This window comes from Stenotrophomonas sp. 96582_Sma (assembly GCF_056480905.1).
Genome location: NZ_CM151122.1, coordinates 3029240 through 3054307, shown reverse-complemented (window position 1 = coordinate 3054307; position 25068 = coordinate 3029240). Strand labels below are relative to the sequence as shown.

Annotated in this window: 30 protein-coding genes; 24 read left to right on the top strand and 6 right to left on the bottom strand. The window is 60.7% G+C overall.

What is annotated here, in order from left to right:
• The first annotated feature begins 1 nt into the window (after position 1).
• Genes ACZK2R_RS14240 through ACZK2R_RS14230 form a run of 3 tightly spaced genes read left to right on the top strand, consistent with a single transcriptional unit; the run spans position 2 to position 5219 of the window.
• Positions 2-2638 carry a DEAD/DEAH box helicase gene (locus ACZK2R_RS14240; RefSeq protein WP_478487359.1) on the top strand — a complete coding sequence of 879 codons (2637 nt, stop codon included), beginning with the start codon at positions 2-4 and terminating at the stop codon, positions 2636-2638.
• 23 nt (positions 2639-2661) lie between these two features.
• On the top strand, positions 2662-4431 hold the full coding sequence (locus ACZK2R_RS14235) for an ATP-dependent nuclease (RefSeq protein ID WP_414577226.1): 1770 nt from the start codon (positions 2662-2664) through the stop codon (positions 4429-4431).
• Positions 4428-5219 carry a hypothetical protein gene (locus tag ACZK2R_RS14230; RefSeq protein ID WP_478487358.1) on the top strand — a complete coding sequence of 264 codons (792 nt, stop codon included), beginning with the start codon at positions 4428-4430 and terminating at the stop codon, positions 5217-5219. Before ACZK2R_RS14235 ends, ACZK2R_RS14230 begins: the two co-directional genes overlap by 4 nt.
• 138 nt (positions 5220-5357) lie before the next feature.
• On the opposite strand, the gene ACZK2R_RS14225 is transcribed toward ACZK2R_RS14230, so the two are convergent.
• Both ACZK2R_RS14225 and ACZK2R_RS14220 read right to left on the bottom strand, forming a co-directional pair.
• Complete coding sequence (locus ACZK2R_RS14225) at positions 5358-5696, bottom strand: nucleotidyltransferase domain-containing protein (protein WP_478487357.1); 339 nt, start codon at positions 5694-5696, stop codon at positions 5358-5360.
• A 165-nt stretch (positions 5697-5861) separates the two neighbouring features.
• The gene (locus tag ACZK2R_RS14220) at positions 5862-6338 is read right to left on the bottom strand and encodes a hypothetical protein (RefSeq protein ID WP_478487355.1); all 477 of its coding nucleotides are present in this window, start codon (positions 6336-6338) and stop codon (positions 5862-5864) included.
• A 157-nt stretch (positions 6339-6495) separates the two neighbouring features.
• Here ACZK2R_RS14220 and ACZK2R_RS14215 point away from each other — a divergent pair, with 157 nt between their 5' ends.
• The 3 genes from ACZK2R_RS14215 to ACZK2R_RS14205 all read left to right on the top strand — a co-directional run bounded on the left by ACZK2R_RS14215 (position 6496) and on the right by ACZK2R_RS14205 (position 9181).
• On the top strand, positions 6496-7038 hold the full coding sequence (locus tag ACZK2R_RS14215) for a hypothetical protein (protein WP_478487353.1): 543 nt from the start codon (positions 6496-6498) through the stop codon (positions 7036-7038).
• Between the two features lie 819 nt (positions 7039-7857).
• On the top strand, positions 7858-8556 hold the full coding sequence (locus ACZK2R_RS14210) for an ankyrin repeat domain-containing protein (RefSeq protein ID WP_478487351.1): 699 nt from the start codon (positions 7858-7860) through the stop codon (positions 8554-8556).
• Positions 8557-8566: 10 nt separating this feature from the next.
• Positions 8567-9181: a relaxase domain-containing protein gene (locus tag ACZK2R_RS14205; RefSeq protein WP_478487349.1), complete on the top strand. Its 615-nt coding sequence runs from the start codon at positions 8567-8569 to the stop codon at positions 9179-9181.
• A gap of 276 nt (positions 9182-9457) precedes the next feature.
• On the opposite strand, the gene ACZK2R_RS14200 is transcribed toward ACZK2R_RS14205, so the two are convergent.
• A complete protein-coding gene (locus tag ACZK2R_RS14200) occupies positions 9458-9832 on the bottom strand; it encodes an HNH endonuclease (RefSeq protein WP_080354639.1) in 375 nt (124 codons plus the stop codon).
• A gap of 298 nt (positions 9833-10130) precedes the next feature.
• Here ACZK2R_RS14200 and ACZK2R_RS14195 point away from each other — a divergent pair, with 298 nt between their 5' ends.
• The 9 genes from ACZK2R_RS14195 (at position 10131) to ACZK2R_RS14155 (ending at position 16182) form a co-directional block, all read left to right on the top strand.
• Positions 10131-10808 carry a DUF6988 family protein gene (locus ACZK2R_RS14195; RefSeq protein WP_478487348.1) on the top strand — a complete coding sequence of 226 codons (678 nt, stop codon included), beginning with the start codon at positions 10131-10133 and terminating at the stop codon, positions 10806-10808.
• 420 nt (positions 10809-11228) lie between these two features.
• Positions 11229-11747 (top strand): H-NS family nucleoid-associated regulatory protein, encoded by a 519-nt coding sequence (locus ACZK2R_RS14190; protein WP_049430718.1) that lies wholly within the window; start codon positions 11229-11231, stop codon positions 11745-11747.
• Between the two features lie 2 nt (positions 11748-11749).
• Positions 11750-11953 (top strand): hypothetical protein, encoded by a 204-nt coding sequence (locus tag ACZK2R_RS14185; RefSeq protein WP_049430716.1) that lies wholly within the window; start codon positions 11750-11752, stop codon positions 11951-11953.
• Between the two features lie 1013 nt (positions 11954-12966).
• A complete protein-coding gene (locus ACZK2R_RS14180) occupies positions 12967-13401 on the top strand; it encodes a BLUF domain-containing protein (RefSeq protein WP_049430714.1) in 435 nt (144 codons plus the stop codon).
• A 187-nt stretch (positions 13402-13588) separates the two neighbouring features.
• Entirely contained in the window at positions 13589-13771 is a 183-nt protein-coding gene (locus tag ACZK2R_RS14175) for a hypothetical protein (RefSeq protein ID WP_138927470.1), read from the top strand.
• A gap of 61 nt (positions 13772-13832) precedes the next feature.
• A complete protein-coding gene (locus ACZK2R_RS14170; RefSeq protein ID WP_049396662.1) occupies positions 13833-14306 on the top strand; it encodes a BLUF domain-containing protein in 474 nt (157 codons plus the stop codon).
• A 208-nt stretch (positions 14307-14514) separates the two neighbouring features.
• Positions 14515-14748, top strand: a complete 234-nt coding sequence (locus ACZK2R_RS14165) for a hypothetical protein (RefSeq protein WP_071227533.1) — start codon at positions 14515-14517, stop codon at positions 14746-14748.
• 48 nt (positions 14749-14796) lie between these two features.
• Complete coding sequence (locus ACZK2R_RS14160; protein ID WP_032971128.1) at positions 14797-15411, top strand: hypothetical protein; 615 nt, start codon at positions 14797-14799, stop codon at positions 15409-15411.
• 564 nt (positions 15412-15975) lie between these two features.
• Complete coding sequence (locus ACZK2R_RS14155) at positions 15976-16182, top strand: hypothetical protein (RefSeq protein ID WP_153643642.1); 207 nt, start codon at positions 15976-15978, stop codon at positions 16180-16182.
• Between the two features lie 477 nt (positions 16183-16659).
• On the opposite strand, the gene ACZK2R_RS14150 is transcribed toward ACZK2R_RS14155, so the two are convergent.
• Positions 16660-18105, bottom strand: a complete 1446-nt coding sequence (locus ACZK2R_RS14150; protein ID WP_049430810.1) for an EAL domain-containing protein — start codon at positions 18103-18105, stop codon at positions 16660-16662.
• 241 nt (positions 18106-18346) lie between these two features.
• Between ACZK2R_RS14150 and ACZK2R_RS14145 the strand changes: the two genes are divergently transcribed.
• From ACZK2R_RS14145 to ACZK2R_RS14130, 4 genes are all read left to right on the top strand, one after another.
• Entirely contained in the window at positions 18347-18514 is a 168-nt protein-coding gene (locus ACZK2R_RS14145; protein WP_153643641.1) for a hypothetical protein, read from the top strand.
• 223 nt (positions 18515-18737) lie between these two features.
• Positions 18738-19106 (top strand): hypothetical protein, encoded by a 369-nt coding sequence (locus tag ACZK2R_RS14140; RefSeq protein ID WP_071227536.1) that lies wholly within the window; start codon positions 18738-18740, stop codon positions 19104-19106.
• Positions 19096-19275, top strand: a complete 180-nt coding sequence (locus tag ACZK2R_RS14135; RefSeq protein WP_046272123.1) for a hypothetical protein — start codon at positions 19096-19098, stop codon at positions 19273-19275. The genes ACZK2R_RS14140 and ACZK2R_RS14135 overlap by 11 nt, the downstream gene beginning before the upstream one ends.
• The gene (locus ACZK2R_RS14130; RefSeq protein ID WP_046272122.1) at positions 19272-19469 is read left to right on the top strand and encodes a hypothetical protein; all 198 of its coding nucleotides are present in this window, start codon (positions 19272-19274) and stop codon (positions 19467-19469) included. The genes ACZK2R_RS14135 and ACZK2R_RS14130 overlap by 4 nt, the downstream gene beginning before the upstream one ends.
• Before the next feature lie 144 nt (positions 19470-19613).
• On the opposite strand, the gene ACZK2R_RS14125 is transcribed toward ACZK2R_RS14130, so the two are convergent.
• On the bottom strand, positions 19614-20732 hold the full coding sequence (locus ACZK2R_RS14125; RefSeq protein WP_478487344.1) for a hypothetical protein: 1119 nt from the start codon (positions 20730-20732) through the stop codon (positions 19614-19616).
• A 175-nt stretch (positions 20733-20907) separates the two neighbouring features.
• Here ACZK2R_RS14125 and ACZK2R_RS14120 point away from each other — a divergent pair, with 175 nt between their 5' ends.
• Together ACZK2R_RS14120 and ACZK2R_RS14115 are read left to right on the top strand one after the other, a co-directional pair.
• Entirely contained in the window at positions 20908-21609 is a 702-nt protein-coding gene (locus ACZK2R_RS14120) for a uracil-DNA glycosylase family protein (protein WP_049396654.1), read from the top strand.
• Entirely contained in the window at positions 21606-22394 is a 789-nt protein-coding gene (locus tag ACZK2R_RS14115) for a DUF6988 family protein (protein WP_049396653.1), read from the top strand. Before ACZK2R_RS14120 ends, ACZK2R_RS14115 begins: the two co-directional genes overlap by 4 nt.
• Positions 22395-22784: 390 nt before the next feature.
• Here the strand turns inward: ACZK2R_RS14115 and ACZK2R_RS14110 are convergent, their stop codons facing one another.
• On the bottom strand, positions 22785-23063 hold the full coding sequence (locus tag ACZK2R_RS14110) for a helix-turn-helix domain-containing protein (protein WP_414715565.1): 279 nt from the start codon (positions 23061-23063) through the stop codon (positions 22785-22787).
• Positions 23064-23293: 230 nt separating this feature from the next.
• Here ACZK2R_RS14110 and ACZK2R_RS14105 point away from each other — a divergent pair, with 230 nt between their 5' ends.
• From ACZK2R_RS14105 to ACZK2R_RS14095, 3 genes are read left to right on the top strand one after another with little or no spacing between them, the layout of a single operon-like run.
• Complete coding sequence (locus ACZK2R_RS14105) at positions 23294-24166, top strand: hypothetical protein (RefSeq protein ID WP_049430708.1); 873 nt, start codon at positions 23294-23296, stop codon at positions 24164-24166.
• Positions 24163-24525, top strand: a complete 363-nt coding sequence (locus ACZK2R_RS14100) for a hypothetical protein (RefSeq protein WP_049396649.1) — start codon at positions 24163-24165, stop codon at positions 24523-24525. Before ACZK2R_RS14105 ends, ACZK2R_RS14100 begins: the two co-directional genes overlap by 4 nt.
• 59 nt (positions 24526-24584) lie before the next feature.
• Positions 24585-25067: a hypothetical protein gene (locus ACZK2R_RS14095; protein WP_049396648.1), complete on the top strand. Its 483-nt coding sequence runs from the start codon at positions 24585-24587 to the stop codon at positions 25065-25067.
• The last annotated feature ends 1 nt before the right edge of the window (position 25068 follow it).

The following is a 25068-nucleotide window of genomic DNA, read 5'->3' as shown; positions in this document are numbered from 1 at the left end:
TATGGCACTTTCTCTAAAGATCTATCAGAAGCGTGCTCTGGCCAGTTTGGAGGCGTATTTGGGCGATGCTCGGCTTGCTGGACCGGTCCAAGCCTTTGAAGACAATGTCGACAAGGGACTGGTGTCCACTTACAAGCCCATGCCAGGCCAACCAGCAGTGCCATACGTGTGCCTGCGTATTCCCACCGGTGGTGGTAAGACTGTGATGGGTGCGCACATCATCAAGGCGGCCGCGGACACTGTCCTGGAGCGCACCCGTCCACTGGTCTTGTGGATGGTGCCTTCCACCCAGATCAAGAACCAGACGCTGGATGCCTTCCGCGATCCGCGCCACCCATACCGCCAAGAGTTGGACGGAACCTTTGGCGGGCAGGTGGCCATCTTTGACGTCGCGGATTTTGCTCAGATTCGCCCAGCAGACTTGGGGACCAAGACCTGCGTGGTCATCGGCACCGTCGCGGCTTTACGCGTAACCGATAAAGAAGGACGCAAGGTCTACGAGCACCACGAGGACCTGGAGCCCCATTTCGGCGGATCTACGGGTGATCTGAACTACCTGGATAAAGGGCCAAATGGCAAGTCGCTTGCGTCCTTTGCTAACTTGCTCAAGCTCCACGGGCCGTTGGTCATCATGGATGAGGCTCACAATGCCACCACGAAGCTCTCTTACGAGGTCTATGAGCGCTTGGGTCCCAAGGCCGTAGTGGAGCTTACGGCCACGCCGGATGCCAGTAGCTCTAATGTCTTAGTAAGCGTGGCTGCCTTTGAGCTCAAAGACGAAAAGATGATTAAGTTCCCGGTGGTGCTGAAGGAGCACAACGGGCAGTGGGAGGTGGCGGTCAGTAGTTCGGTCGCCCGTCGCAATACCTTGGCCAAAATAGCGCTGGGCGAGCCGGACTACATCCGTCCAATTCTGCTCATCCAAGCTGAAAGCGCCAAAGGAACGGCCACGGTAGAGCAGGTCAAGAAGCACCTGATGGATGTCGAGAAGGTTCCTGAGGCAGCCATTGCAGTTGCCACCGGCGATCATCGGGGTATCGACGGACTGGATCTGTTCGCCAAGGATTGCCCAATTGAGATCATCATCACCAAGCAGGCGCTCAAGGAAGGGTGGGATTGCTCCTTCGCCTATGTGTTTTGCTCGGTGGCACAGGTCAAGAGTGACAAGGACATCCAACAGCTGTTGGGGCGCGTGCTTCGCATGCCCTACGCTACTGCTCGCAAGCAGGAGGCGATGAACAAGGCCTACGCTCACGTAACCACCGAGCGCTTTGGCGCGGTGGCCGGCGAATTGACCGATGCCTTGATGAAGATCGGCTTCAATCCTATCGAAGCCGCGAGCGGCATCCGCGCCGACTCCAAGCCTGGCGACGAGCTGGATCTGCAAGGTGGGGAGCACAACCCTCTGCCGACGCCGGTCCTACGTTTGACGGTGGCGCAAGAGCCCGATTTGACCAACACCCCTGCAAAGGACCACGAGCGGGTGGTGTATGTGCCCAGCGAGCTGGGGAAGGGCGGGGTGGTTGAAGTCACTGGTGAGGTGGACGAATCCACTAGCGAAGCCATCCTGGAGGCAGTGCCAGCCAAGGCGCGCGAGGAGACCGAAGAGAAGCTGCGCCGGCACCAGCAGGTTGCGGTGGCGGTAAAGGCTCCTAGCGAGAACGGTGCGGTCTTCGGCGTGCCCCGTCTTTGCATGGTCGAGCAGGGCGAGCTCGAGTTCATTGATCAGGGTATGGTAGCCACCGATTTTGCGTGGGACTTGTTGGCAAGTCCGCCGGACCTAGGCAGTTTCCGCTTCAACGAGGAAAGCAAGACATTTGAAGTCGACTTGGATGGTAAGGAGGTGAGCTACCACCTCATCAAGGATGATGTGGCTACTTACTTGCCAGGTTTCGCCCAGGACCGAACGGTCACCGATTTGGTTGGCTGGTTGGATCACGAGGTCCGCGATCACACCGTCAAGCAGCCGGTGCTGCGCGAGTGGCTTCGAAAGTCCGTTGATGGTCTGCTGAATAGGGGTCTTTCGTTGGAGCAGTTGCTCAAAGGGCAGTTCGTCCTGCGTCGAAAGCTCGTCGAACAGCTCGCTGCCTCAAAGGCGAACGCTTACAAGCGAGGATTTCAACAGGCGTTGTTCGGAGGTGGCATGGACGTCGTGACCAGTGATGATCCTGGTCATTCTTACACCTACCCGGCAGACATGACGGCGTATCCTGCGCGCTACTACTACCAGGGGCCATATCGCTTCAAGAAGCATTACTACCCGGTCCCTGGCGATATGAATTGGAAGACGGGAAAGGGCAAGGTCACCGAAGAGTTCGATTGCGCTCAGGCCATCGACATGATGGACGAGGTTGAGTTTTGGGTGCGAAACTTGGTTCACCCATCCCAGTTCTGGATGCCAACTTCTAAGCAGCGCACTTACCCGGATTTCGTCGCTCGTCTTACCGATGGGCGTCTGCTGGTGGTGGAATACAAGGGAGGTGACCGATTCTCCGCTGATCAGGAAAAGGAGAAGCGGTTGGTCGGACAGTTGTGGGCCGAGCGCAGCGACGGGCGGGCCGTCTACCTCATGGCGCAGTTGAGGGATGAAAACAACAGCAGCCTTACGGATCAGCTGAAGGCAGCGATCGGTAAGTAATCAGGATAACAGGGGGCAATGGAATGGCTGTCTACATCTCAAGTTTGGATGTTCTGAATTTTAGATCATGTGTTTCCACAAGCTTGCAGCTGACCAGCTTTACACCGCTGGTTGGGTTGAACAATTGCGGGAAGAGCAATTGCCTTACCGCGCTCCAATGGCTCGTGCGTAAGGCAAAGCTTGGTGTGGAAGATTTCCACGAGCCGACCCTGCCGGTGCAAGTGATGGGAACACTGCGTGGGATCACCGAGGCTGATCTGGCGGTCCTGGAGCAAAAGCACCGAAAGAAGATTGAAGGACACGTTCGGGACGGGGCGCTGATGGTTCGTCGCGAACAGCAGGTGCCTGGGGGCGACACCGAACTGACCGTGATGAATCCCGACACAGGCGACTGGGAGCCGAACCCTACGGGCATCGATAACGCCATCTCAGCACTCTTTCCAGATCCTATTCGCATCGGAGCAATGGAGAATGCTGAGGAGGACGCCAGTAAGGCCAAGACGACGACCACGATCGGCAAGCTGCTGGCCTCGATGCTTGCCGCTATCCAAGAGCAGCACGAGGAGGCCTTGACCCCGCACTTGGCAGCCATCCTAGGAATGATCTCTGCAGAAGGTGGGGATCGTTTTAAAGAGTTGGGTCGCATCGACGATTCAATCAATCGTAAGATTTCGGATCTTTTTCCTGGTATCCACATCAAGCTGGATTTCCCAGTGCCGGTCTTCAACGACCTCATTAAGGCGGGAACTGTCAAAGTTTACGAAGGGGAGGGGCGTGGACGTGCCTTCGGGTCATACGGCCATGGCGCGCAGCGCGCCATCCAGATGGCCATGGTCCGGCATCTAGCGGATCTGAAGCGTGGAGCAGCGGCTGCGGGCGGAGTAACGCTGCTGCTGGTGGACGAGCCGGAACTCTTCATGCACCCGTTTGCAGTGGAGCAGGTGCGTGAAGCCTTGCGTGCGTTGTCAGAGGCTGGATATCAGGTCGTGTTCTCAACCCACTCTGCTCAGATGATCTTGGCCAAGGACGCGAAGAACGCGCTGCTAATGACGAAAAAGCATCCGGAGGGAACCAAAGCACGTCCGCGCATGCAATCCGTCGTAGAACAATTGGTGGACAATCCCACGCATCAACTCCAGCAGCTATTCAGCCTGACAAATTCGTCTCAGATATTGTTTGCCGACAAAGTCGTGCTCACAGAAGGGAAGACCGAACTCCGGCTGTTGCCATCCATTTTCCAGTTGGTGGCGGGCAAAACCATGGGGCAGTCATCGTTGGCAATTGTTGCGATGAGTGGGGTCTCGGATACTCGTAAGTCAATGGAAGTTTTGTCTGCCCTCGGGTTGCCTGCGTGTGCCATCGTGGACTTGGATTTCGCTTTCCGCCAAGCAACAAAGCATGGTTTCCTGCAGGCGGATGATCCCGATGTTGCTGCGTGCAAGAACGTTCTCGCGAGGATGGCAGGCGCGGGCCTCGTGTCTTTAGACGGAGCGTTGCCTTGCAAGGGGATTCAAGGGCCGGCTTCGAAGGCATTCGAGTTGCTTGCGGCCGATGACGAAGCAAAGCCCCACATCGCTGCTTTAATACAGAAACTGCGTGCTCAAGGCCTTTGGTTGTGGGGCGCTGGTGCCATTGAGCCTCACCTTGGGATTTCGGAGAAGTCGGAACACGCCTGGCTATCTCTCCAAGTCCGATTGGAGAGCGAGCCACTGGAAGATTGCTGCTCGGACGCAGATGGCATTCGATCCTTGATCGAATGGCTGGATGCCCCGCCTGCGGTTCAGCCGGCATGAGCGGCCGCGAGTGGAGCGCCTATCAGCTGGTGGATTCCGAACGGGAGCTCCGCGTCTCGGAGCATCGGTTCTACGTTGAGCAGGCCAAGGCCCGCCTTCTGTCTCAGTTCGCCAACATTGAGGCGGAGGCCGATCAAGCGGAATCCGAGCACTGGGAGCGCAGCGGTCAGTCCTTCGACCCTGACTGGCACGACCCTGGCGATCTAGCGGACGCTGCGCGCGATCACGGCGTCGAGTTCTACCAGCTTCTAAGTGAGATGCATGATCGAACCCGCCTCAGTGTGGTGGCTGGCATGTATCACCATTGGGACAAGACATTTCGACGCTTCCTCGTTCGTGAGTTCAGGTGGCCCAAGTTGGTGATCGGCGACAACACGCGGCGCGCTCTTTGGAAGCTGGATAGCGCGAAGCTGGAGAGGTTGCTTGAAGCCATCGGCTTGGACCTTTCTGCTCTCGCCTGTTACCCACGCATTGATGCCATGCGGTTGGTCGTCAATGTGTTCAAGCACGGGGAGGGGAAGTCATTGGACGATCTCCAGCTGCGCTACCCGGAGTTCTTGCGAACAAGTTCTCACGGATGGAACTTGTTCGACGACACCGACATGGAGGTGTCGGATGTTCACGTCGATGACTTTGCTGCGTCTATTGAACTGTTCTGGCGTGAATTGCCGGCTACCGTAAAGTTCGACGAGGCAAACCTAGATGTTCCAGACGATTTTGCAAAGGCCTGGAACAAAGACCTTGAGGCGCAGAAGGTATCTCGCTTTGTCAAACAGCACGACATTTAACCGGTGTTGTCTCTTTGAGTAGCCCGGGTGAGCGCTTGGTTCCATCGAAATAGTGAAATGGTGGAATCGAAGCGCTCGTGGCTCAGGGCGGAAGTCGGGGCTGGGGCGGCGGCGTTAGGTGCTCCGGAGCGCGATGTTCTAACGAAACTTTTCGTAGATGAGCTTTCCCGACCGTTCGAGCCCCGCATGGAGGATCGGGGTTTCCTCGGGGCCATGGTAGAACTCCAAGTCAACCGGGATGGGCAGTCGTTGCGCTAGTTCGGCCTCCCATTGCTCGGAGTATCGGCTGAAGGTCGCGAACCCATCGCTAAAGTCGACTCCTGGTGCCGCTGAAAGATCAAGCTCCACCGCGATGTCAATGTCGCTGTCGGGGCGATGATCGCCTCTTAGTCGGCTCCCGAACAAGTGGATCTTCGCGATGATAGGTTCTTGGCGAGCCCATTTCAGCAGCACTGCTTCGATCACTTCTAGGTCCATTGCAACTCCAATGTCAGATCTGCTGTCCAGCCGGGGCGGGCTCTATCATCCCATGATGCGTCCTCTTGGATCTGCTGCCGCGCGCGCAGCAGCTTACCGGTCGGGCGGTGTATGCCGGCGACAAGCTATTCGGTCTTCAGGTAAAGCATGGGCGTCCCATCTCCCTCACGGGCCTACCCCCGATCTAAGCGTTCCATAGTTCAGCAGGTGAAGCAGGCACTCGGCCACGTCCAGTGCGGCGGCGGCCCACTCGTCATCATCGCCCAAATGCGGCTCTTCCTTGCCCCCGTGGAAGAGGTTGTTGCGCACCCGGCGTGCCGCTTCGACCAAAGCACCGGCATTGGATTGCTGAAGGGACAGGCGCTGAAAGACGGCGCGGTTGAGGCCGTTGACCACCGCCACCTCCTGGACCATCGGGCGATCACGTGGAGGTGTGAGGATTTGCTCGCGCGTGCTGTCCGACGCCCGATCGAAGAAGAGTGAATCGTCCAGCCGTGACACCGCCTCATCCACCGCGGGCCAGTTCACCTGAGCCATTCGGTAGGGACCGGCGCGAAGAAAGCCAGGATCGCGCTTGAGGCGAAACTCCAGCTGCGCGAATGCCCGCAGCAGGTCGAACGCGAGGGGATCAGAGACGGGCATGGGTGCCTTCAAGGTCGGTGGAGGATGCGGGCTTCTGAATCTGTCGGCCAGAGGCCGCACATTCTGAGTTTAGCCGTCCCGAAGCACTGGACACCGCGCCGCTCTCTGTTTGCATGGGAGAGAAGGAATACAAACGTATTCCAAAAAAGGAGGGCGCATGAAAGGTTGGGGCCGGGCGTGGGACATCCTGAGCGAGGTTGGTAAGTTCACCCTGGGGATGTTGGCGTTTTTTTGCGTCCTCTTCACCATCGCCGTTTTGACGGAGAAGCTGGAAAAGAAGGATGCGGTGACCAAGAGGGCGGAAGCGATCGAGGCGGCGATGCCCATGGCTGCCGAGATCATTGCCGTGGCCGACGAGGGCGTTCCCAAAGAATGCTCCGATGGAACGTGGGAGAGAGATGGGCTGACGTGCAGGCTGAACGAGGCACGTGTGGCGGCGGCCGGCAATTTTAAGGTGCTCTACCGGATGAACGTGCCGGGCACTGAGAAGATAGAGGCTTACAAGCTCTTCCAGAGGGGAGAAGGCGAGGTCAAGCGTTACCAATGGGCGGTTTTCCTGAAAGGCGACAACAAGGAGTTGGTGGATTGGGAGGCCGACTACGCGCTTGGCGCTTATGAGTCTTCGAAGAGGGTCCTGGAACTTCTTTGCAGCCATTCCAGCCAATACCCTGAGGCGTGCAAGAAGGAAGGCCTCTGGTGATTGATCTCTCGTGCGTCTGTCGCCAGGACATCATCGCCCACGGCCGGCCAATTCACTTGGGCCATTCGGTAGGGGCCCGCGCGTAGAAAGCCGGGGTCGTTCTTGAGGCGGAACTCCAGCCGTGCAAATGCGCGAAGCAAGGGGAGCGCGTTTTCGTCGGTCACGGGCATGGCCACATCGTAGCCCAGCCTCTGCTACCCCGCAGCCTTCCACGGACGCCCCTGCCGGGCAGCTATGTCCGCCGCGTCCTCGACCCCTTTCATCCACCAGTGGGTGTCGTCCAGGGTAGCCGGCGCGCCGCGCTCATCCATCAGGCGTTCCATTGCTTCGCACACGGCGAACTCTGCGTCCTGCTCCCGGTTGCCCGGCGGGTGCGCGTGCGCCCGACCGTGGCGATATGCGACCGGTCTTGGCGCCCATGTTCCGGGCCTGGGCCAACTTCGTGCTCACCAACCGATCAGCTCCGCTGTCCAGCAACGCCCGAACCGTTGGTGCGTCAGCGGTCAGCAGGGCGACGTGGAACGGCGAGTAGCCACGGGCGTCGTGCGCGTTGGGTTGGGCCCCGCGCCCGATCGCCAGGGCCACCTGGGCGGGGTTGCGCTGTTGAATTGCAGCGAGTAAGTCGGTGTTGGCCATGCGTCCTCCTGACCCACTGATTTTCCGCTGTAGCGGAAACGCGCAAGGGGAGGGGAACAGTTTGGAAAACTGTCGTGCAACCCCAGCATTTTTTCGCTTTAGTCAGTAAAGCCCCCTGGACAGGATGTCCCTTTCTGCTTGCATGGATCTGAAGGGATACAAATGTATTCCATGGGGGATGACATGAATTTCGTGGCAAGTATCAAAAAGGGTGTGCGGGGATGGTTAAAGGATTTGCGTGACCCACCAAATCTATTTCAAGAGCCGATCTGGAAGGTTCGCGTGGAGTTCCTTGTATTGACGCTGCTGTCTCCAATCCTGATCCCCCGCTATGTCATTGAGAAACGCATGGGTAAATGGAGGAGACATCGCCGGATGCCACCCATCTTTCAGCTATTCGACCGCGAAGGAGGGTTCCAGCTGAGGGAGCTTGAGCAGTTGATTGCAGATGGCGCTGATGTGAACGCTCGGGAGCGAAAAGATGGAATAACGCCACTTATTTTTGCTGTTATGCAGGACAGTCCATGGGAAGAAAATGGGCGAAGGTGGCTCGAGGTTTGTCGCGTGCTGCTCGAAGCTGGCGCAGATCCGGACGCGGATTACGACTGTGGCGAGATAAGGCGGTCACCTATCTATTTCGCCTATCTGGCGGGCAACGTGGAGCTGCTCGACCTGTTGTTGCAGGCAGGGGCCAATCCGCGTTCGAAGGCTTGGTTGCAGTTTGTCAATGCAGAGCCACGTCCCGATGCGTGGCTCGAACAGCAACGTCCGGAAATACGCGATCGCCTATGCAGATGGAAAACGGAACAAGAGGCCCTGCGTTTGGATGCGACTCTCCCTGGCGCAACGAAAGCCGTTCCGAATAGTAGGGCACGGCTATGAGGGTGATCCCATGAACCTGCAACTCACCTGCCTCTGCCGGGGGGACGTGTTCGCCGATGGGTTTTCCTTCGCAGAACTGCTGGACGCGCCCTTGGCCGCGTTGCGCTGGGGTGGTGCGTGGTTGACCCAGTTGAAGCCCGGTGGGCCGGTGACCGAGGACGCCATGCGGCGCTTTGCTATGGGCCAGGAGCTCGATGGGCAACAGCGGTTGTGGGAAGGCGAAGACCACCACACCTGTGCGGCGGGCTACCGAGTCTCGTTGCGCCTGCCCAAAGGGTTCGCGGCGTTACTGGACACCGACGGCGAGGAGAGGGCACGGCTACAGGCTGCCCAACGCCACGCCGTTGACCAGGCGCTGTCGTCCCTGCCGTTCCAGCGTGATCACCGGGTGCTCTTCGTTGCATCCGATCGGTTGGAGGATGACTGGACGCACCACTGGTTGTTCGCCATCGCATGCGCACCGAACGGAAAGTGGGAACGGCTTGCGCTGAGCTTGCGGTTGGCGGCCAGCGAGGACGCTTACACCCACGCCATGGGTGCCTTCATGGAAGCGTTGCTGGAGACCAAACGATTGGAGCGCTTCTTCCGCCCAGCCCCCGTGGGCCGACCGAGGCAGAGGCTGTGACGCTGACGCCCAAGCCTCCCTTGACGGCCGTGCTGCCGAAAGTGTCCCTTTCTTCAACCTTGCGCCAGGCATTGGCCGCACGCGCTAGAGCAGCCGGGGTGAGCGAGAGCGAAGCCGTGCGCCAATGGCTCACCGCCTACCTGGCGCGCCCCCAGCTGCTGCGCTCTCCCGTTGCCGGCCCCAGGGACGACCGCTTGCCGCCTATCCGGGCTTCCCGAGACCTGGCCGACCGCGTCCGCCGCGAGGCGCAGCGCCAGAACGTGAGCGTAGCGGAGCTCATCCGTCGTGTGGTGGCGTTCCAGGTGCTTTGACACGTAGTCTGGCCACCACCGGCGGGTGCCACTTGCCCTTCGCCAAGCGTTTCTGCACGAAGGCGCGGTAAGCCTCGGGGGAGGGCGGCGATTTGCGTTTGTGCCGGCGTGTGTTGCAGAGCCAGCAGGCGGCAGCGATGTTGCCTACCACGTCCTTGCCGCCCTCTTGCTGGGCCACCAGGTGCTCAGCGGTGCAACGGAGCGGCGTGGCCGTTTTGGCGCGCAGGCCGAACGGCTTTAGTTCATCGGGAGAGGCGTTCCACATCGGCACGCTGCAATAGCAGCACCGGCCCTTCTGGGCGTGGAAAGCGTCGGTTCTCAAGCGTTGGAGTTTGGGCATGCTTAGATCTCAAAAAACAGGAAAAAACCATCCCGTCGTCGCTTGTGCGATCGAATCGGGAACCTGTTGCCTTGAGCTAAGCAGGCAATACGCCGGGGGCATTTCCCCTCGCGGCAAGGGAGTTATCGCGCCCCAGGGCGGTGGGTGTCAAGATGGGCCATGACTACCTTTGACCAAACCAATGATCTGCTCGACGCCTCGGTAACGTTGTGTCCGGTTCCGGCCAGCGGGGAGGAGACCGATGGCTGAGGGCGGAGCAGCACCGGACGCATGGCCCGTTTGGTTGAAAGAGCCGCGCGTGCAGCGGGCACTGGAGTGGGCCGACCACGTGCGGCGTTGGAACGAGGAGCAACTCTATGGATTGGTCCTGCATGGGTCGGAGCCAGACCACATGGCGGTCGTGGCTGTCGCGGTGGTGCACGAGCACCAATCGTCAGCCATGCTCCTGGTCAAACATGGGTTGTTGGGCTCTGCGACGGCATTGATGCGGCCTGCCTTTGAGGCGTTCGTGCGCGGGCTGTGGCTGCAATGGGCCGATGACCAAGAGCTGGCGCGGTTCCAGAAGGGCCATGACACTGCAACCCCAGAGAAGATGATCCGCAGGGTGGTCCAGCGTTCCGGTGAAAAGCGTTACGCGGATTTGTTGGATACCTGGGAGCAGTCTCAAAAGACGATGCACGGCTACGTCCACCATGGCTACCAGTCCCTGATCCGTCGTTCCGGCGTCATCGACACGTCCCCTGACGAGGTGGTGGACCTGCTGGGATTCAGCGCGTCCATGGCGCTCCATGCTTCTCTCGAAACCGTGGAACTCGCCGGAAAGCGGGTGCCAGAGGAAGAAGTGGCTACCCGGCCGCAATGGGTTGCGGAGAAGCAACTCGAGATCGTCACCATGCTGCGCGACATGGGCCTGGCTCAGGTGTTGGGTGAGACGGCGCCTGCCCCACCGACCTTTGACGGTGGCGGGAAGGCGTAGGGCAGGGGTGTTTCAGCGCGCAAAAAATTTGCGGGAATTCGTCGCAGTTTTTTAGTGGAGAAGTGGGGTGCCCCTTTACAGGCCCCGAAAACGTGGTTTCCTGAAACTGTAGCGCTTGTCCATGAATGGGGTGGTGCTGCACAAGGAAGGCCGGCAAAGCCGGCCTGGTGGATTAAACCTTCATGGGTTTGTGAGTAAACCGTGAAGGAGCTTGATTTCTCGGATCGTTTTCTTGATCCCGAAGTGTCTTTGCTGCAAGAGAGGCAACTCATGTAGCAGCCAACGGAAGCTTCAACGCTGTGAGAGGTGCAACTCTCACAGCGTTTTCATTTGCAGAGAAGGGCTGGCCCGGCGCCCGGTCGGGTGGCCATGCGATGGGCGATGGGCTATAACCGTTGGATTCCCGAACGGAGCGCTCCTTTGGCCCTGACCACCCTGAAATCCCTCAACGCCGAAATCAAACAGCTCGAAGCCCAGAAGAAGCTGGTCGAAAAGCGCGACGGCGAGGTGCCCAAAGCCCTGGCGGTCCTGCAGAAGTATGCGAAGGTCCTCAGTCCGGCCCAGCGGCGGCAGGTGGCCAAGCTCATCGGGGAAACGATCGACGCCAAGCCGGCGCGTGCCGCCAAGGCTGCCCCGGGACCCCGAAAGGGCCGCAAGCTTGGCAAGGTGGCGCCGAAGTATCGCCTCCCAACCGGTGAGACGTGGGCCGGTCGGGGTTTGGCCCCCAAGGTCTTCACCGCGTGGGCCAAGTCCACCGAGGGCAAGGCGTGGGCTCAGGCCAACCCCGGAGCGAAGTTCCCGTCGGCTGATGGGACGGTGAAGAAAGCTCCCGCCAGGGTGGCCAAGAAGGCGGGCAAGCCGGTGAAGAAGGCCGCCCAGAAGGCCGTCAAGAAACTTGCGAAGAATGCCGTCGCCAAGAAGGCCAGCAAGAAGGCCTGATCATGCGCGGCCTGTTCCCCAAGAAGAAGAGCCGGCTCTCGCCGCAAGGCAACGCCATCGCGGCCGCCCACGTGCTGCTGGACAGTGCCGAGGGGCGATTGGACGAGAAGCCCGCAGGCAGGCGCTTGCGCGAGGAAGTGTGCCTAATGGCCCTACCTGACCTGCATCCAATGCCTGTCAGGGCAAGAAGCCTTGGTGGCCATTGAATCGCTGCCCAAAGGGTGGCAGGACAACGGGCGCACCCAGGTGCACCTGTTGGGGGCTGCGGTCATGGCTGCGCACACGGGGGCCAACCTGCGTCCGGACGGCAGCTCGCTATGCGCCAGCTACTTGCGATCGCCACACGACTTTCACGCCACTGTCACGCGGTTATGGCGATCTTCACTCCAAGCGAACAGGAGATTGCTGAGCGCCAATGGCCCGGGCGCCTTGACTTGCTGCCACCCGCGGGCCTGTAGGATCCCATCATGGAACTACTTTTGCGTCTTGCTATGGTTATCTTGGCCTGCGCAACTGGTCTGGCGCTGCTCCAGCTTGTGATCGCGCTCTTCAAGCCGCCGTCCTGCCGGAAATGGTTGCGCCGTAGGAGAGCGAGATGATGCGTTCGTTTCACTACGCCTACCGGAAGGCTCGCGATTGGCACAGCTCCGTAGCGACATCGATTTGGGCCGGAGTCCGCTATTCGTTTACGGGCGACACCGGCTATTTCAAGTCGCACGGTCGCTGGCGTCTGTCTCGCGTGCACCGGGGGCCTGAATCGGCGGAGCAATGATCGCTTCGGCTGAGCCTGGCGGGCCGCCAAAGGATTTAAGCCCTACACAACCCGCTCGGTTTGTTTCGCTTACAGATCGGCCGTTTGTGGTGCGGTGAGCCCATCTACCCGGACGGCCGAAATGACGGGCGGCGCGCAGGCGTTGCTCTCACCGCTGCCGCTGTCGGATACTGATCCTGTCCATCGTTCGTAGCTCGCAGTTCGCGCCGCCCACGGAGCCACAAGAGGGACGAAAGCCGCGGTTCTCGCGCACCTCGGGGCCGTGATCCCTAGCGAGGTCATCGCTCTTGCAGCCAACTTGAGTCGGGGACGGGGCTAGCCATGGAGCACTCTTAAAGGTTCAGGAATAGCGCAACTGAAAACTGAAATTCAAGCTGGCCTGCGTTTTGTACACAGCTGATCCACGTTGGCCGGCTTGCACTGGTGCCGAGTGAAAGGTAGCCCGTAATGTCTAAGTGTGCGGTGGTGTTCGTAAGCGCGGCTGTGGAAGAGATCGGTGAGGAGCGCTTGCCCGAAGTCATGCGTGCAGGCCGAGAGTTCAATGCCAAGTGCGGCTCGCGTGCAGTTGTATGCTTCGACGGCAGCAGGTTTTTAACGTATTTGGAAGGCACAGCGAGTGCGGTGGCTGCGAGCTCCGTTTACACCCAGTCCTTCACCCTGCATACCGAAATCGTTGAGCTGGCGCGGGGCTCCATCCAGCAGTTGCGGTTCCCTGCGCATGCGTTGCTCTTCCTGCCAGTGTCGGAGGCCGAGATGAAAGGGTTGATGAGGTCGGACTGGGTTAACTTCTCCCAGCGCTTCGGTGGGAAGTTCGTGCCTGAAACGGGAATGGAACGGCTTGCCGAATTGGTCAACAGTCGGATGAATGACATCCCGCGATGACGGGGTAGCGGACTTGCCTGTAGGTCCCGCGGTTGAGATCGGACAAGCGGAAGCACGGGCGTTGGCAATTTGGCACAGTCGATAGGGGCCTGCCATGCGGTTGGAATTCACTCACAGCCACATCTACCCTGGGGCCGCAGCGACCCTGAACGGAGAGCAGGCCGAATCGGGCGAGGGAACCACGTGCTTGGTCGAGCTCAGCGATGGCGTGGTCCTTTCGACCAATTGTCTGGTTCAAGACGGTGAGATCATTCTTTCCATGCCGAGCTACCTGACCGCCCGTGGTGCAAAGATTCCCGCTAAGGATTGGGTGCTGCGGAAGGACTTGGAAACCGGCGCTTGGAAGGCAAAATCAAAGGGTGCCGAGTAGCGCGTGTCGCTCTCCACGACCCGGCAGTTTTTTTGGTCTGAAGCAGTCATTGGAGCATGTCATGCCAAATCGTGCGGTGGTCTTTGTGAGCGAGGCCAGCCCCTACCTCTCCGCTGGCCGACTGGTTGAGTTGATGGCCGATGCTGAGCGGTTCAACAGGCAAGCCGGGGTGACTGGTGTGACCCTCTACGACGGGGCCCGCTTCCTGTCCTACATGGAAGGCGCACCGGACGGCCTTCGCGTTGCATACGCCAGGGCATCCGAAGCGCGCAGCCACCTGAACTTGATTGAGTTGGCACGCGGACGTGTCTCGCAACGCCGGCTGCCGCGGTGGCCAATGCGATTGTTTGAGGCCAATGAGGGCCAGCTGCAGAGCATCGCGATGGCGGGCTGGGCCGGCTTCGCGCAGCGGGGCGATGCGGAAGCAATGAATGCTACGGCGATGGATCTCCTTGTGCGATTCACAGGTGGGCCGGCTGCCTCGGTCTACGTTGGGCCCCTGTCTAGGCCACTTAGCAAAGGAGGGGCGAACTGAGCATTTAGGCAAGCGGTCTGCTACACAGGAACGAAGCGACGCTCGGAGTCACATTGCCGGCCGCCAGTGAGGGATGAATTGCTAGGTTGCAGTCGTCTGAGCCTGACTTTCCGCGTCGCAGGAAGGGCAAGCGTGGAACATACGGGATTGGTTGAGGCCAGCGGCGTTCGCGTGCACACTGCTTTTTAACAGTCAGGGTTCGAGGGCCATGGGTACTTCCAAGCCGGGCAAAGATTTAGAACGGGTCACCTTGTCGGTGGGAGAGCACGTTTACACCTCCGAGATCTGGCGGCTCAGTGAAAGCCGTTGGGTTCTTCTCGCTGTCGAGGTCCACGGCGTGGGAGGGCGCTCGGATTTGAGCATCAAAGCGTCGTCGTGCCTCCATGCGTTGGACGCGGGAGAGCGGATTGCGTCTGAGATTCTCAACAACCCCAATGGCTGAATTGGCTTTGGAAGGTTCAATCGACTGAATGGATCCCAAGGACGGCAGATGAGCATTTTGAACGTGTTGCTGAGTGCCGATCACTTGGCTGTGACCGTCGATACCCTTGCGCAAGATGCTCAAACCGGGGCGCACTCAGAGGGCGCCAAGTTGCTTCTGCTGCCTCAGCACAACGCCGTCTTGGCCACGCGTGGGTCGGCCCAGTTCTTCCTAAGAATCTACGAGCTCTGTCTCCAAGCCAGTTTTCGAGCAGACTTCACGATAGAGCGGCTGTCCGGCGAGCTTGGCGGCGTGATTGATCGCCTCTGGCCAAACTACGTGAGCGCGGCGGCAGCCGCTGGCATACCCATCAGCGCTATGCACACCGAGTTGGTTTTGGGCGGCTGGTCGGCGCACGCCCAGCGCATGGTTGCCACCGCTTATGCAAAGTCCGAAGATGGCCGTCCCGCCGTGGTCCAAGCGCTGGTGGGAGGCTTGGCGTCGCCAGGAGAGCCCTTGCGGAATCAGCCAGCAGGCATGGGACGGGCGGAGTTGATGGCAGCAGGACGCTTGCAAGCCGCTTACCTCAATGGCGACAGCGAGCGGCCATTAGCGGGCGGTCGTCTGTTGGCAGCAATTCTCTCAAAGGGCCAAGCAACCGTTCTCGATCTGGGAGGTCTCTAGGGGGCAGGGCAAAGCGTCGATTTGCTCGGCCACGGACCTCAGTCCATGACGCAAGCCAAGCAGAAAGTCCGCATTGGAGCGTTGGCTGGGGAGGCACATGGATGTCGACGATCATGGGCATCAGGTGGGCCCATGCAAGGCGCACCGCGGTGGGATTGGCAGAACTGGCCACCAAAGCCCTGACCGCATACTCCAAGGCATTGGTTTCGCCCTCAGCGTTGGGCAGGCGCCTCTCGCACTCGCTCAGGCGGAGCTCCAACTTGACCAACGCCTCCGTCTCAGCCTTGTGCATACCCCTCCTCCATTGGCTGGCCACCGAATCGCGGTCTGGCAGCAGGGTGGCCCCAAGCTCAAGCGTTGGAAACCGGTGAGCGTTCCGCTTGACTGCACCGTCAATCGGCCCTTTCGGGCCAGCACACAGCGGTCCACTCTTCAATCAAGACTCGCCATGCGCGGGTGGTTAGGTTGGGGGCAAAGCTTTTCCAACCTCGCGCGTGCCACCGCCTAGCGGTTGTCACAGAGCGGGCAAGTGAGCACGGCGGCGCCGTCCAAGTCCAGCAGGCCATGCCCTGGAACCAATCGCAGTTGGCGGCCGCATTCCAGACAAGCGCAACTGATCCGCGTGACCTGCAAGAGCGAGCCGTCGGCCCGCCGCACACCCTCAATCTGATCGATGAAGAAACGTCCAATGTTGGGCATGAAGATGAACAAAAAGCTGAACAGAGCGGAATGCATATGATGCACCGCGACAACCCCACCGGAACCAGATGAGACAATTGGATTCTGAAGAATTCATCTACGGGGTCGTCCGCGCAGTCCGCACGCCAGATACCGCTGTCCGATCCCTCTATTGCCGTCGCAGGAGCATGATAAAGAGGCGGGCTGCACGGCGACAGCCTTAGGCACAGGGAAGTAACCGAGCGGCGCTGTTGGAAAGCGCTGAGCCAGTTCGTTAACCAGCAAAAGGCCAGACCGGCGGCCAGTCGGTTGCGACCACTGCTGAGGGTGTGTGTCGCGCGTTGCCCTAAAGAGGCCGCCTGCTAGGGGGGCCGATCACGACGATGCCCTGAACTGCCGGGGCGTCACCTAGGGGAGGGGGAGTCACCCCGTTGGGTTCGGCGGCGCCAACTGGGGTCAGCGCCATAGCGGAGATTTTCACGATTGTCGCGTCCATCGGACGCACGGACATCTTGCTAGGGCGAACGTCAAGCGCCAGTGAACGCGCTCGGGTCGACCCGTGCGCGAGGGCTACCCAACTTGGATGGCGGCAAGCGCGTCTTTGGTTGAGAGAGGGCAGCCATAGTGCCACCCTTGGCCAATAGCCTCTGGAGCAATCCGGTAGAGCAGCAAATCTTGCGCCTCTGATTCGACGCCTTCTGCGATGACATCCAGCCCAAGCTCACGTGCGATGCGATACATCCCTGGCAAAACGGGCCGCAGGGGGGAGTCCTCGTTGATAGCGGCCACGAACATGCGATCGATCTTGATTCCTCGAAATGGCGATTGGGCGAGGTGGGAGAAGTTGGCGCTGCCGGTCCCGAAGTCGTCGATCAAGAACCGGTATCCCAGAACTGAGAGGGCCTGCATGTTGCTCTTTGCGGCAGCGGACACGAGTTCTTCCCGCTCGGTGATCTCGATGCGAATTTGCTCTGGCAACACGCCAAAATCGTTGGTCACGCTGCCGATGTAGCGAACGACGCACTCTTGGGCCATGTCCACGGGCTCGGCATTGATGCTTACGTAGAGGTTCCTATGCTCCCTCAGCGCGGGGGCGAGATCATTCATGGCACGGGCCAGCACGTATCGAAAAAGATCAGGACTCAGGCCGAATCGGTGGGCAATGGGCACGAAGATGGCCGGCGGGATTTCATCGTCTCCCGGCGGGCGCCAGCGGCTGAGCGCTTCAAATCCCACGAGCTCCCGCGTGCCAATTCGACGCAGTGGCTGGTAGGCCAGTTCGATCTCGCTGCGCTTCAGTGCAAGCACCAACCGTTGCTGGATGGTTTGCCGAGCCGTGATTTGGTGTTTGATCAGCAAGAACGCGAGCAACAGCCCTACCGAGGCACCCGCTGCCAGGATGGTGGTGAGCAACGCCGAGGGCAGTTCGGACACCACGTGCCTAGGGCTGGTAACGAACGCGCAAACGTCGGCCACCCGGCTGCAATGTTGAGCTTGGACGAGAGACGGGGTGCCGACGCGGCTGGTCGGGGACAAGGTGCGGAATGTAAACGATCGGTCCTTCGTTTCGATGCTGATGGAGCTGCTGCGCGCAGGGTCCAAGCTCTCGAAGGCAGACGGGGAGGACACGGTGAACGTGTCGCCTTGGGCGATCAGATTGGACCCGGTGTAGGGGGAGCCAACGAGATCCGACGCGTGCCAAAGCCGGACAGCGCCGCTGGAGAAGCGTGGGGCGGGGAGGGTGTAGGGGCGCGAGCGCCCCCAGAGAGCGCTGCAGACAAGGCGTCCGTCTCGGATGCGACCGATGTCGCTCATGTAGATGGAGCGGAACGCGATCTCCTTTAGTGAGTCGATGTCGGTGTCGGAGCAAGGCGGCTGTCCGATGCGAGAGGCTTGTTCGGCCGCTACGCGCCGGTTACGAGATATGGCCTCCGCGCGCGTCACCGCGGCTTCCGCCACTGCCTCCGCCCCTTCCTTGTCACGCACGTAGAGGATGGCTTGGGCGACCGCGAGCATCGCCAAGAGGCACACCGCCGTGGCTCCTATTACGGTCAAGACGTAGCGACGCCGATTTTCTCGAACGCTCAAAGCAACCCCCGATCTGAAACGCGCCATCGCTTCGTTTGGCTTCTCGCCTCATTTACCTTGTTACAGATTTATCGGCAAGCTTTCCATGAACTTCAGCCCCAGCTCCACTGGCTTGCAAGCCTCGATCGAACAACCATGCATCTGCGTCTGAACTGTACAGCAATAGGCCGTGAGCCCGGCGATCGCCAGCATGGCCACCCAGGACCTGCTGGTGGCAGCGCAGCTCCAGGCTCGATACCTCAACGCCAGCATGGGGCGGACCGTCGCTGGCGGACGGTTGCTATTGGGCTTTTTGAAGCCTGGCCAGGCGGTGGTCAAAGACTTGGGCCCGATTTAGCCCTGCCAATTTGGTCACTCGGACCATTCAAAGCATTGCCCCAGTCGAGCGCCGGCTGACGGGCAAGTGCAGCCGCGCCTGCAGCGTGATCGGGCTTTTCTCCCAATTTTTAGCTTTAGTCAAAATAACCCCCTTGTGGGTTTCGCGTGTCGGTGTATCCCAGATGTATGACGTTCGTGATGCGTGCGTCTGACACCGACCAACGAAATGCAAAGGGGGAGAGATGTTCATTGGATTCAGACTGACGAAGCGGCTTGTCGTCAACGTCGTGGTTGCCCTGGTGCTGGCGCGATTGCTGTTCATGGGCATGGACGGCTTGGACCGGTTTTCCGACACGTGGAACCGCACCTTTGGGGCGAACATGCCCAACGCCAGCGGGTTGCGCGGGGCCGTCAACGGCGCACGCCAGGTGTTCCCGTCGGGGTTGGACGAGTATGCGCGCCAGGCCGAACTGGACGCGGCGCAAAGCACCAAGCTCATGGATGTTTTTGCCAGCGTGTTCGGACGCGTGAAAAACGAGGAGGTCATGTTGCCCTCCACCATCAATTCCGCTGGAGGGGAGGGCTCGATCTATGACCGCTATGACCATTGATTTTGAGTGGCTGTCCATCCTCTCCGGGTGGTCCTTGCTCAACGACAGCGCGGCGCTGCTGCGCACCCCCGGCCAACGCTGGGCGGGCTTGGAGGGATTGCTCATCGGCTACGGCCTCATCGCTGGACAGTGGTTCGTCCTGGCCACCATGGCAGGGGCGCTGGCATGACCACCGTGGGCGCGGTGTTGGCCGCCGTCCTGGCTGCAGCGTTCCTGGCCACCGTGTTGGGCCTGGCTGGCATCTTCTGGGTCAATGCACGGCACGCCAGCGGGGCGCTTCGTGTGCGTTACCGCTTGCGTGCCCAAATCCTGGCTGGGCTAGTGCTGGCGTGGGTGCTCACCCTGGCGAGGCTGTCCACGTGAGCCGGCCACCTTACGTGCAGATGGCCGTTCGCGTGCCACAGGAGCTGAAAGACCGGCTGGAACAGGCGGCAGCCCGGGAGGGGCTGCATGTCAGCGAGATGGTTCGCTTGTTGCTTTGTGAGGGATTGGCGCGCCGTGCGGCGATCAACGGGCAGGGGTCTTCACGATCCGGTGGTTTCGCAGCGGCCGAATAAAGTTGGCCGGTGTGGACTTGTCCAACGGTTGGGCGCGCACTTGGTATTGCCCGCTCTCGCACAAGCGCAACAGCTCAGCTTCGTCGTGGATCTCGCGCTGGCCATCCTTGGTGTTGCCCATTTTGGCCACCCGGAACGCCACGTTTCCCGTGTCTCGGTCCCTCATCCGCACCGGGACGATCACCCTTCCATCGTGGCGAACCAGGTGGAAGGCTCGGGCAAAACGGTCGCCGTTGGACGCCCTAGCTGGTGAAATCGGGTCAGGCGGCGTGGCACGCTGGATCGGTGCCGGTGCCGGTGCCGGTGCCGGTGCCGGTGCCGGTGCCGGGCGAGGCGGAGCTGAGAGGGGCTGCGCTGGGGCCTTGTGACCCAACGCTTGGCGCGCCAGCTGCTTCTTGCGGCCCGGTTCGGTGGCGGTGTCACCGTCGATCCAGGCTTGAAAGGTCCCGTTGGCCGGGCTGGGGTGCGACGCAAACACCCATGTCCGGCGTTGGGCGCTGAAGGCTACCTCGTTGATTTCTCGGAAGTCGTTGAATTGCTGGCGCATGAGCGCCTTGACCCCCTTCATGTAGGCATCGGTGGTCCCCAACAAGACCACGCGCTCCACACTGTCAGGCAACGGGTCCAGGTGGCGTGCCACGCATGTTTTCATGGCTTCCAAAGGCAACGACGAACGAATGGCCTTGGGCATGATGGTGCCACTGCTGACCAGCTTGCCGTTGTCCATCACCGACAACCCGCAGCGCACCAAGGAGGCGGCGCCCATGTGGCGGCTTTCGGCGGTCAGTGCGTCGTTGATCGTTTGCCCACCCAGATCGATCCCAAGCTCGTGCAACACGGCTGCGAGGCGAGGGCGCATAGCACCCGCGAATGCGACCCCATCGAAGCTCCCGTGTTGGGCGGCGGCAATTTGGGTGGCCCCCTTGGAAAACCCCAGGACCAAGGTTTTAGGGACGCTGGTTCCCCAGTAGCCGGGATTGGCACGGAGGTGCCAGCCTCCCTCTACACGCACATCAAGTCCTGGTGCATGGCATGCGCGGCACGCCTGCCAGCCGTGGTGAGTTGTCATGGGGCCTCCGCATGATCCTTGAAGGCCCATACAGTTAAAGCACGTGCGAGCGGTATGCAAGAGCTTTTTGTCGGCTAAATGTGGCGGAAAAATGGGATGGCATGGGATGGCGTGCAATAGCTGCATGGCAGCACGGTGTGGAGTAGCCTGACACCATCATACGAAGGTCAATGGCATGGATGATCCGGCTGAGTTGAACATGGAAGCGTGGCCGGCTGAGGTGGCCTTCGTGCCCTACGTCGGCCGCGGCTACTGGAAGGGAGTTGAAGGGCGCCGCGTCTTGCTACTGGGCGAGTCCCACTACCGGGAGGCTGGGTGGACCGACGACCCCGTCGTCACTCGTCCTTTCACCCGTGAAACGTTTGGCGACATGCAGACTTGCAACAGGAAAGGTGGTGGCAAGTTCTTTGATGAGCTGGATCGCCTGCTGACTGGTCAAAGCAGCCCAAATGTTGTGGATGCCGCCCACGCCTGGCAGCACGTTGCATTTTGCAACTTGTCCCAGCGCTTTGCCGGCACGAGAGCTGGACACCGTCCGTCAGGAACCGACTTCAGTCAAGGCGGGAAGTTGTTGGTAGAGGTGATCCTCCCTCTGCTCCGGCCAGAGGTGATTCTGGTGCTCGGCCGCACCGCTTGGCGAATGTTCGATCACGGGAAGCGGTCGGACCAGCCTACCTTCCAGGCTCGCCATGCAAACTCAGAGGGCAGGAGGCGGCGCTATCTGGAGGAGCGCCACGTATGGTCTCTCGATTATGGCAACGGGGGGGCGTGGATGACTTGGGTCTACCATCCATCTTGGAACGTAGATTGCTGGGAAGATCGTGCCGCAGCTCTGAGGCATCTTTTGAAATGCGCGAATGAAGGGCAAAGGATATGACGCACAATTCGTTGAAGGATGCGATCCGCGATGCGCTGGAGCCGCGTGCTGCCACGCGGCAGCCCACGGCGTTGGACATCGCACAGGAGGCCAGAGAGGCCAAGGCCAGCCTGGAATCGAACATGTCCTGCATGGCCCGCATCACTGTTCCCGCCGGCAGTGAGCGCCATCGGGTGACCTTCCAGCTGTTGCGGGCGTCAATGGACTACGGGCGTGCGTTGCTGTTCCTCCTAGAGACCCATCCCGTCGATCTTCCAGCGGTGGCCTTGGCAATGCACCGCTCCCAGATTGAGCAATTCCTGCGGGCGGTGTTTGTCCAGTTCCTTGCCGACGACGAACAGCTGGAGGACTTTCTCCAGGAAGATCGCGGCCCCCGAAAGAAGAACGAGAAAGGAAAGTGGGTGGCTATTGCCCTCAAAGACTTGGCCGCAGACGTGGAGCAGGCCATTGCACGCATCGGGCAGGACGATGGGCCTCAGAAGCTGGCTCGGACGGTGACCAATTCGTGGGATCCTCTTTGCGGACTGGTTCATGGCGGGAAGGCCATTCGGGTTATGTATCAAGATCCCAATGGGCAGATCGGGGCGCACGTGCCGGCAGCCATTCTTTTTCAGACCACCGTCAACGCGGTGGCCACAACCAACTTGTGCGTCATTGCAGCACTGACAGCGGTTGGGGTTGGGGCCTTTGAGGAAAGCCCCGTTGTTGAGCAGTGCGCCAGCGGAATGCTGCACTACATGCAACGGAGGAAAGCTCGCATGGAAGAGCTGGCCTGGCCGCCTTAAAGGACCGGACGCACATTGTCGCGCGGCTCTGTATCCCCACCAACGATCGCTGGCGGGGAGAGTTGCAATCGGAGGTCTGCGAATCCTCGGTTTAGGCGGCGTGCCTTCTGACCAAGGGATTCCCAGGTTGAGTCTGCTGCGTCGGATGGAGGCTTTTCGCTGAGGACAAGCTGGGCAGATGCCTTGAATCTCTCAAGGAGTGCTGCTTCATGGCCCGGTGGGTTCAGTGCAACGCGGCTGCGGGCCTCCGCTGCGTTGAGCTCTAGCATGTTTAGTTCGATCAGCGTGGCCATGGCAACGGCGGACCGGGTGGGCTCCGTCCTATTGCGGCGGCAGAGGTGGGTGATCCATGTCCACATGGTGTCGATTCGTCCTTGTTCGCCGACGTTCCTAGTCGTTGGTGGGCGACAACACCTGTTCGATGAGTGCGTTGCGCTTCTTTGCCGGCAGCTCACCCAAAACGCCCAGCAGTTCGGCAAAACGTTCCTGCTGAGCCGCGCTCTGCTCGCCCAAAGCCAGGATCGCATCGGCCATCGCCGGGCTGGTCGCCAAGAGATAGGCCGGGGGCACCTCCAAGGCCTGGGCCAGCTCGAAGAGGGCTTCCAGGCTGATCGACATGCCCTCGGATTCATACCGAGAGATGCGGGCCGACGCAGCGTCCTTGTCCATCCCCATCCGCACTCCGACCTCGCGTTGGCTAAAGCCCCGCAGGACGCGGGCTTGGCGCAAACGCGCGGCCACCACGGCTCGGGGAGCGGGCGGGGCGGCAGTCACGGGCTGAACGGATGCAATGCAGGCATGCGGACAGGATGACCCAGAGGCTACGCCCCGGGTAGACTCTACGTGCCACGTAAGTTGGCTGCAAGATCCCAAATCTATTGATGGGAACAGGGGGTTCCATGAAGGGAGTTAGAAGGGCCGTGCTGACCGGGGCGTTTGCCCTGACTGCGGCGGTTGGAGCGCAGGCACAATCGGGGGCCGGATCGGACCTGCTTCGCCAGATCGGCCGAGCCATCCAAGGCACGCCCAAGGTGGTGAACGACAGGGTGAGAAGCCCCTACCTTGAGCCGGCAGGGACCTACTGGGACCTGGATCAGGAAGGCTTGGAAGGGGTTCAGCACCTGCGGGCCGGGGTAACGGCCGTAGGCGGTGGTGGCGTGGACACTTGCGACATGCAGCTGCTCGCCATGGCCCATTCGGCGTATCGAATCGAGGCCGACAAGCGCCAGTGGTGCCTGCGGCAGTGGTGGTTGATGGACACGAAGGTCCACGGTGCCAACGGTGTCTCCGGCGATGATCCGGCAGCCATCGAGCGCCGTTATGGGCCCGCTTTCGACGCGCGCCTGCAGCGCTTCAAGGCCATCCGACGGTTTGCCGTTCGTCCCACGTTCCAAGCCCTGGGCGATGTTGCCTACCGGGCCGACCGTGGGGTGCTGGAAGGATTCATCCCCATGCCTCAGGTGTCTGCGGCCGGGCAAAGCGTCACAGGCAGGGGCTTTGTGCCGTGGGTGCACCGCACCGCCGGAGGGGTGTCCAGCCCACCCAACGCCGGCCGCTTCCACCTGCTGGTCCGAATGGACGCCCAAGAGGCCGCCAACCTAGCGCGACAAGGTCGCAGCTACCGAGACGACCTGGTGGTGTTCTCCGTCAACCGGGTTTGGGTGGACGGCACGGTGCCGAAGATGGACGTGACGATAGAGAAGGTTCGGCTCGGATACCGCGACGAAACCATCGACGTTGATTTAACCCATAAGCAAGGAGCTCCAACATGAAAGCAACCCTCGTTTCCCTCGCCCTGATCACCGCAGGGTTGGCCGCCTGCAGCAGCAAGGCGGATTTGCCCACCGTTGAACAAGTTGCCCAAGCTTACGAGGCGCACGCCAATGCCAACCTCTCCAGCCAAATGGGCCAACGAATCGAGGTTCGGGGTTGGAAAGACCTCACCGCGGAGTGCACGTCCAGTGGTCCCCAGCGGGCCACGTGCGTGACCGGTGGAACGTTGGACGTGGTCGGGTTCCAGGGCGGGCAGCAGTTGAAGCCCGATCCCGTTCCCGTGCCGTCGGCTTACGACTTCGTCTTTGAGAAGCAGCCCACCGGCTGGGTGCCGGTTGGAGCCCAAAAGAAGGGCTGACCTTGCCAAGGCGCGGAATCGCACTATGCATTGAGGGAACACCACTTCAAGGAGGTCCCATGTCTTACAACGCTCACCACACCCCCGGCGGTCACATGCAGTGGGGCTTGCTGGCACCGGCCACCGTCATCCTGGGTGGTGCGGGCTTGCTGTTTCTTGCCGGGGCCCAAGAGATCGGCCAGAACGTGGGCTACGGCTGGCAGGCCGGCCTGGCAGCCGCTGGTGGGGCAGCCGTGCTGCTCTTGCTGCTTCTGCTCTACGTGTTGAACTGGCGCGCGGCCCGCGTGCGCGCGGCAAGGGCCAGCGGGCTCCCGGTTTCGCAGCGCAAAGGTGGCTTTGGAAAGGGCGCCCTGGTGGGCTTGCTCTTCGTCGTTGCCCTGCAGCTGGTCAGCATTGCCGTGGGCCTGCTCTACCCGGGCCTGGAAGAGGGCGAGCGAAACTTCTTCACCTCCGTGCCCCCGATGGCTCTAACGGCGCTCATACCGGTGGCGCTGATCGTGGGTGGGATTGTAGGCAAGCTCTGGCGCTCCACCAGCCTGTGAG

Bases quoted from the DNA above. Each gene is read 5' to 3' on its own strand.
- ACZK2R_RS14240 (WP_478487359.1), top strand. From the start codon at position 2: ATGGCACTTTCTCTAAAGATCTATCAGAAGCGTGCTCTGGCCAGTTTG.
- ACZK2R_RS14235 (WP_414577226.1), top strand. From the start codon at position 2,662: ATGGCTGTCTACATCTCAAGTTTGGATGTTCTGAATTTTAGATCATGT.
- ACZK2R_RS14230 (WP_478487358.1), top strand. From the start codon at position 4,428: ATGAGCGGCCGCGAGTGGAGCGCCTATCAGCTGGTGGATTCCGAACGG.
- ACZK2R_RS14225 (WP_478487357.1), bottom strand. From the start codon at position 5,696: ATGGACCTAGAAGTGATCGAAGCAGTGCTGCTGAAATGGGCTCGCCAA.
- ACZK2R_RS14220 (WP_478487355.1), bottom strand. From the start codon at position 6,338: ATGCCCGTCTCTGATCCCCTCGCGTTCGACCTGCTGCGGGCATTCGCG.
- ACZK2R_RS14215 (WP_478487353.1), top strand. From the start codon at position 6,496: ATGAAAGGTTGGGGCCGGGCGTGGGACATCCTGAGCGAGGTTGGTAAG.
- ACZK2R_RS14210 (WP_478487351.1), top strand. From the start codon at position 7,858: ATGAATTTCGTGGCAAGTATCAAAAAGGGTGTGCGGGGATGGTTAAAG.
- ACZK2R_RS14205 (WP_478487349.1), top strand. From the start codon at position 8,567: ATGAACCTGCAACTCACCTGCCTCTGCCGGGGGGACGTGTTCGCCGAT.
- ACZK2R_RS14200 (WP_080354639.1), bottom strand. From the start codon at position 9,832: ATGCCCAAACTCCAACGCTTGAGAACCGACGCTTTCCACGCCCAGAAG.
- ACZK2R_RS14185 (WP_049430716.1), top strand. From the start codon at position 11,750: ATGCGCGGCCTGTTCCCCAAGAAGAAGAGCCGGCTCTCGCCGCAAGGC.
- ACZK2R_RS14180 (WP_049430714.1), top strand. From the start codon at position 12,967: ATGTCTAAGTGTGCGGTGGTGTTCGTAAGCGCGGCTGTGGAAGAGATC.
- ACZK2R_RS14170 (WP_049396662.1), top strand. From the start codon at position 13,833: ATGCCAAATCGTGCGGTGGTCTTTGTGAGCGAGGCCAGCCCCTACCTC.
- ACZK2R_RS14165 (WP_071227533.1), top strand. From the start codon at position 14,515: ATGGGTACTTCCAAGCCGGGCAAAGATTTAGAACGGGTCACCTTGTCG.
- ACZK2R_RS14160 (WP_032971128.1), top strand. From the start codon at position 14,797: ATGAGCATTTTGAACGTGTTGCTGAGTGCCGATCACTTGGCTGTGACC.
- ACZK2R_RS14155 (WP_153643642.1), top strand. From the start codon at position 15,976: ATGCCCTGGAACCAATCGCAGTTGGCGGCCGCATTCCAGACAAGCGCA.
- ACZK2R_RS14150 (WP_049430810.1), bottom strand. From the start codon at position 18,105: ATGCTCGCGGTCGCCCAAGCCATCCTCTACGTGCGTGACAAGGAAGGG.
- ACZK2R_RS14140 (WP_071227536.1), top strand. From the start codon at position 18,738: ATGTTCATTGGATTCAGACTGACGAAGCGGCTTGTCGTCAACGTCGTG.
- ACZK2R_RS14135 (WP_046272123.1), top strand. From the start codon at position 19,096: ATGACCATTGATTTTGAGTGGCTGTCCATCCTCTCCGGGTGGTCCTTG.
- ACZK2R_RS14130 (WP_046272122.1), top strand. From the start codon at position 19,272: ATGACCACCGTGGGCGCGGTGTTGGCCGCCGTCCTGGCTGCAGCGTTC.
- ACZK2R_RS14125 (WP_478487344.1), bottom strand. From the start codon at position 20,732: ATGACAACTCACCACGGCTGGCAGGCGTGCCGCGCATGCCATGCACCA.
- ACZK2R_RS14120 (WP_049396654.1), top strand. From the start codon at position 20,908: ATGGATGATCCGGCTGAGTTGAACATGGAAGCGTGGCCGGCTGAGGTG.
- ACZK2R_RS14115 (WP_049396653.1), top strand. From the start codon at position 21,606: ATGACGCACAATTCGTTGAAGGATGCGATCCGCGATGCGCTGGAGCCG.
- ACZK2R_RS14110 (WP_414715565.1), bottom strand. From the start codon at position 23,063: ATGGACAAGGACGCTGCGTCGGCCCGCATCTCTCGGTATGAATCCGAG.
- ACZK2R_RS14105 (WP_049430708.1), top strand. From the start codon at position 23,294: ATGAAGGGAGTTAGAAGGGCCGTGCTGACCGGGGCGTTTGCCCTGACT.
- ACZK2R_RS14100 (WP_049396649.1), top strand. From the start codon at position 24,163: ATGAAAGCAACCCTCGTTTCCCTCGCCCTGATCACCGCAGGGTTGGCC.
- ACZK2R_RS14095 (WP_049396648.1), top strand. From the start codon at position 24,585: ATGTCTTACAACGCTCACCACACCCCCGGCGGTCACATGCAGTGGGGC.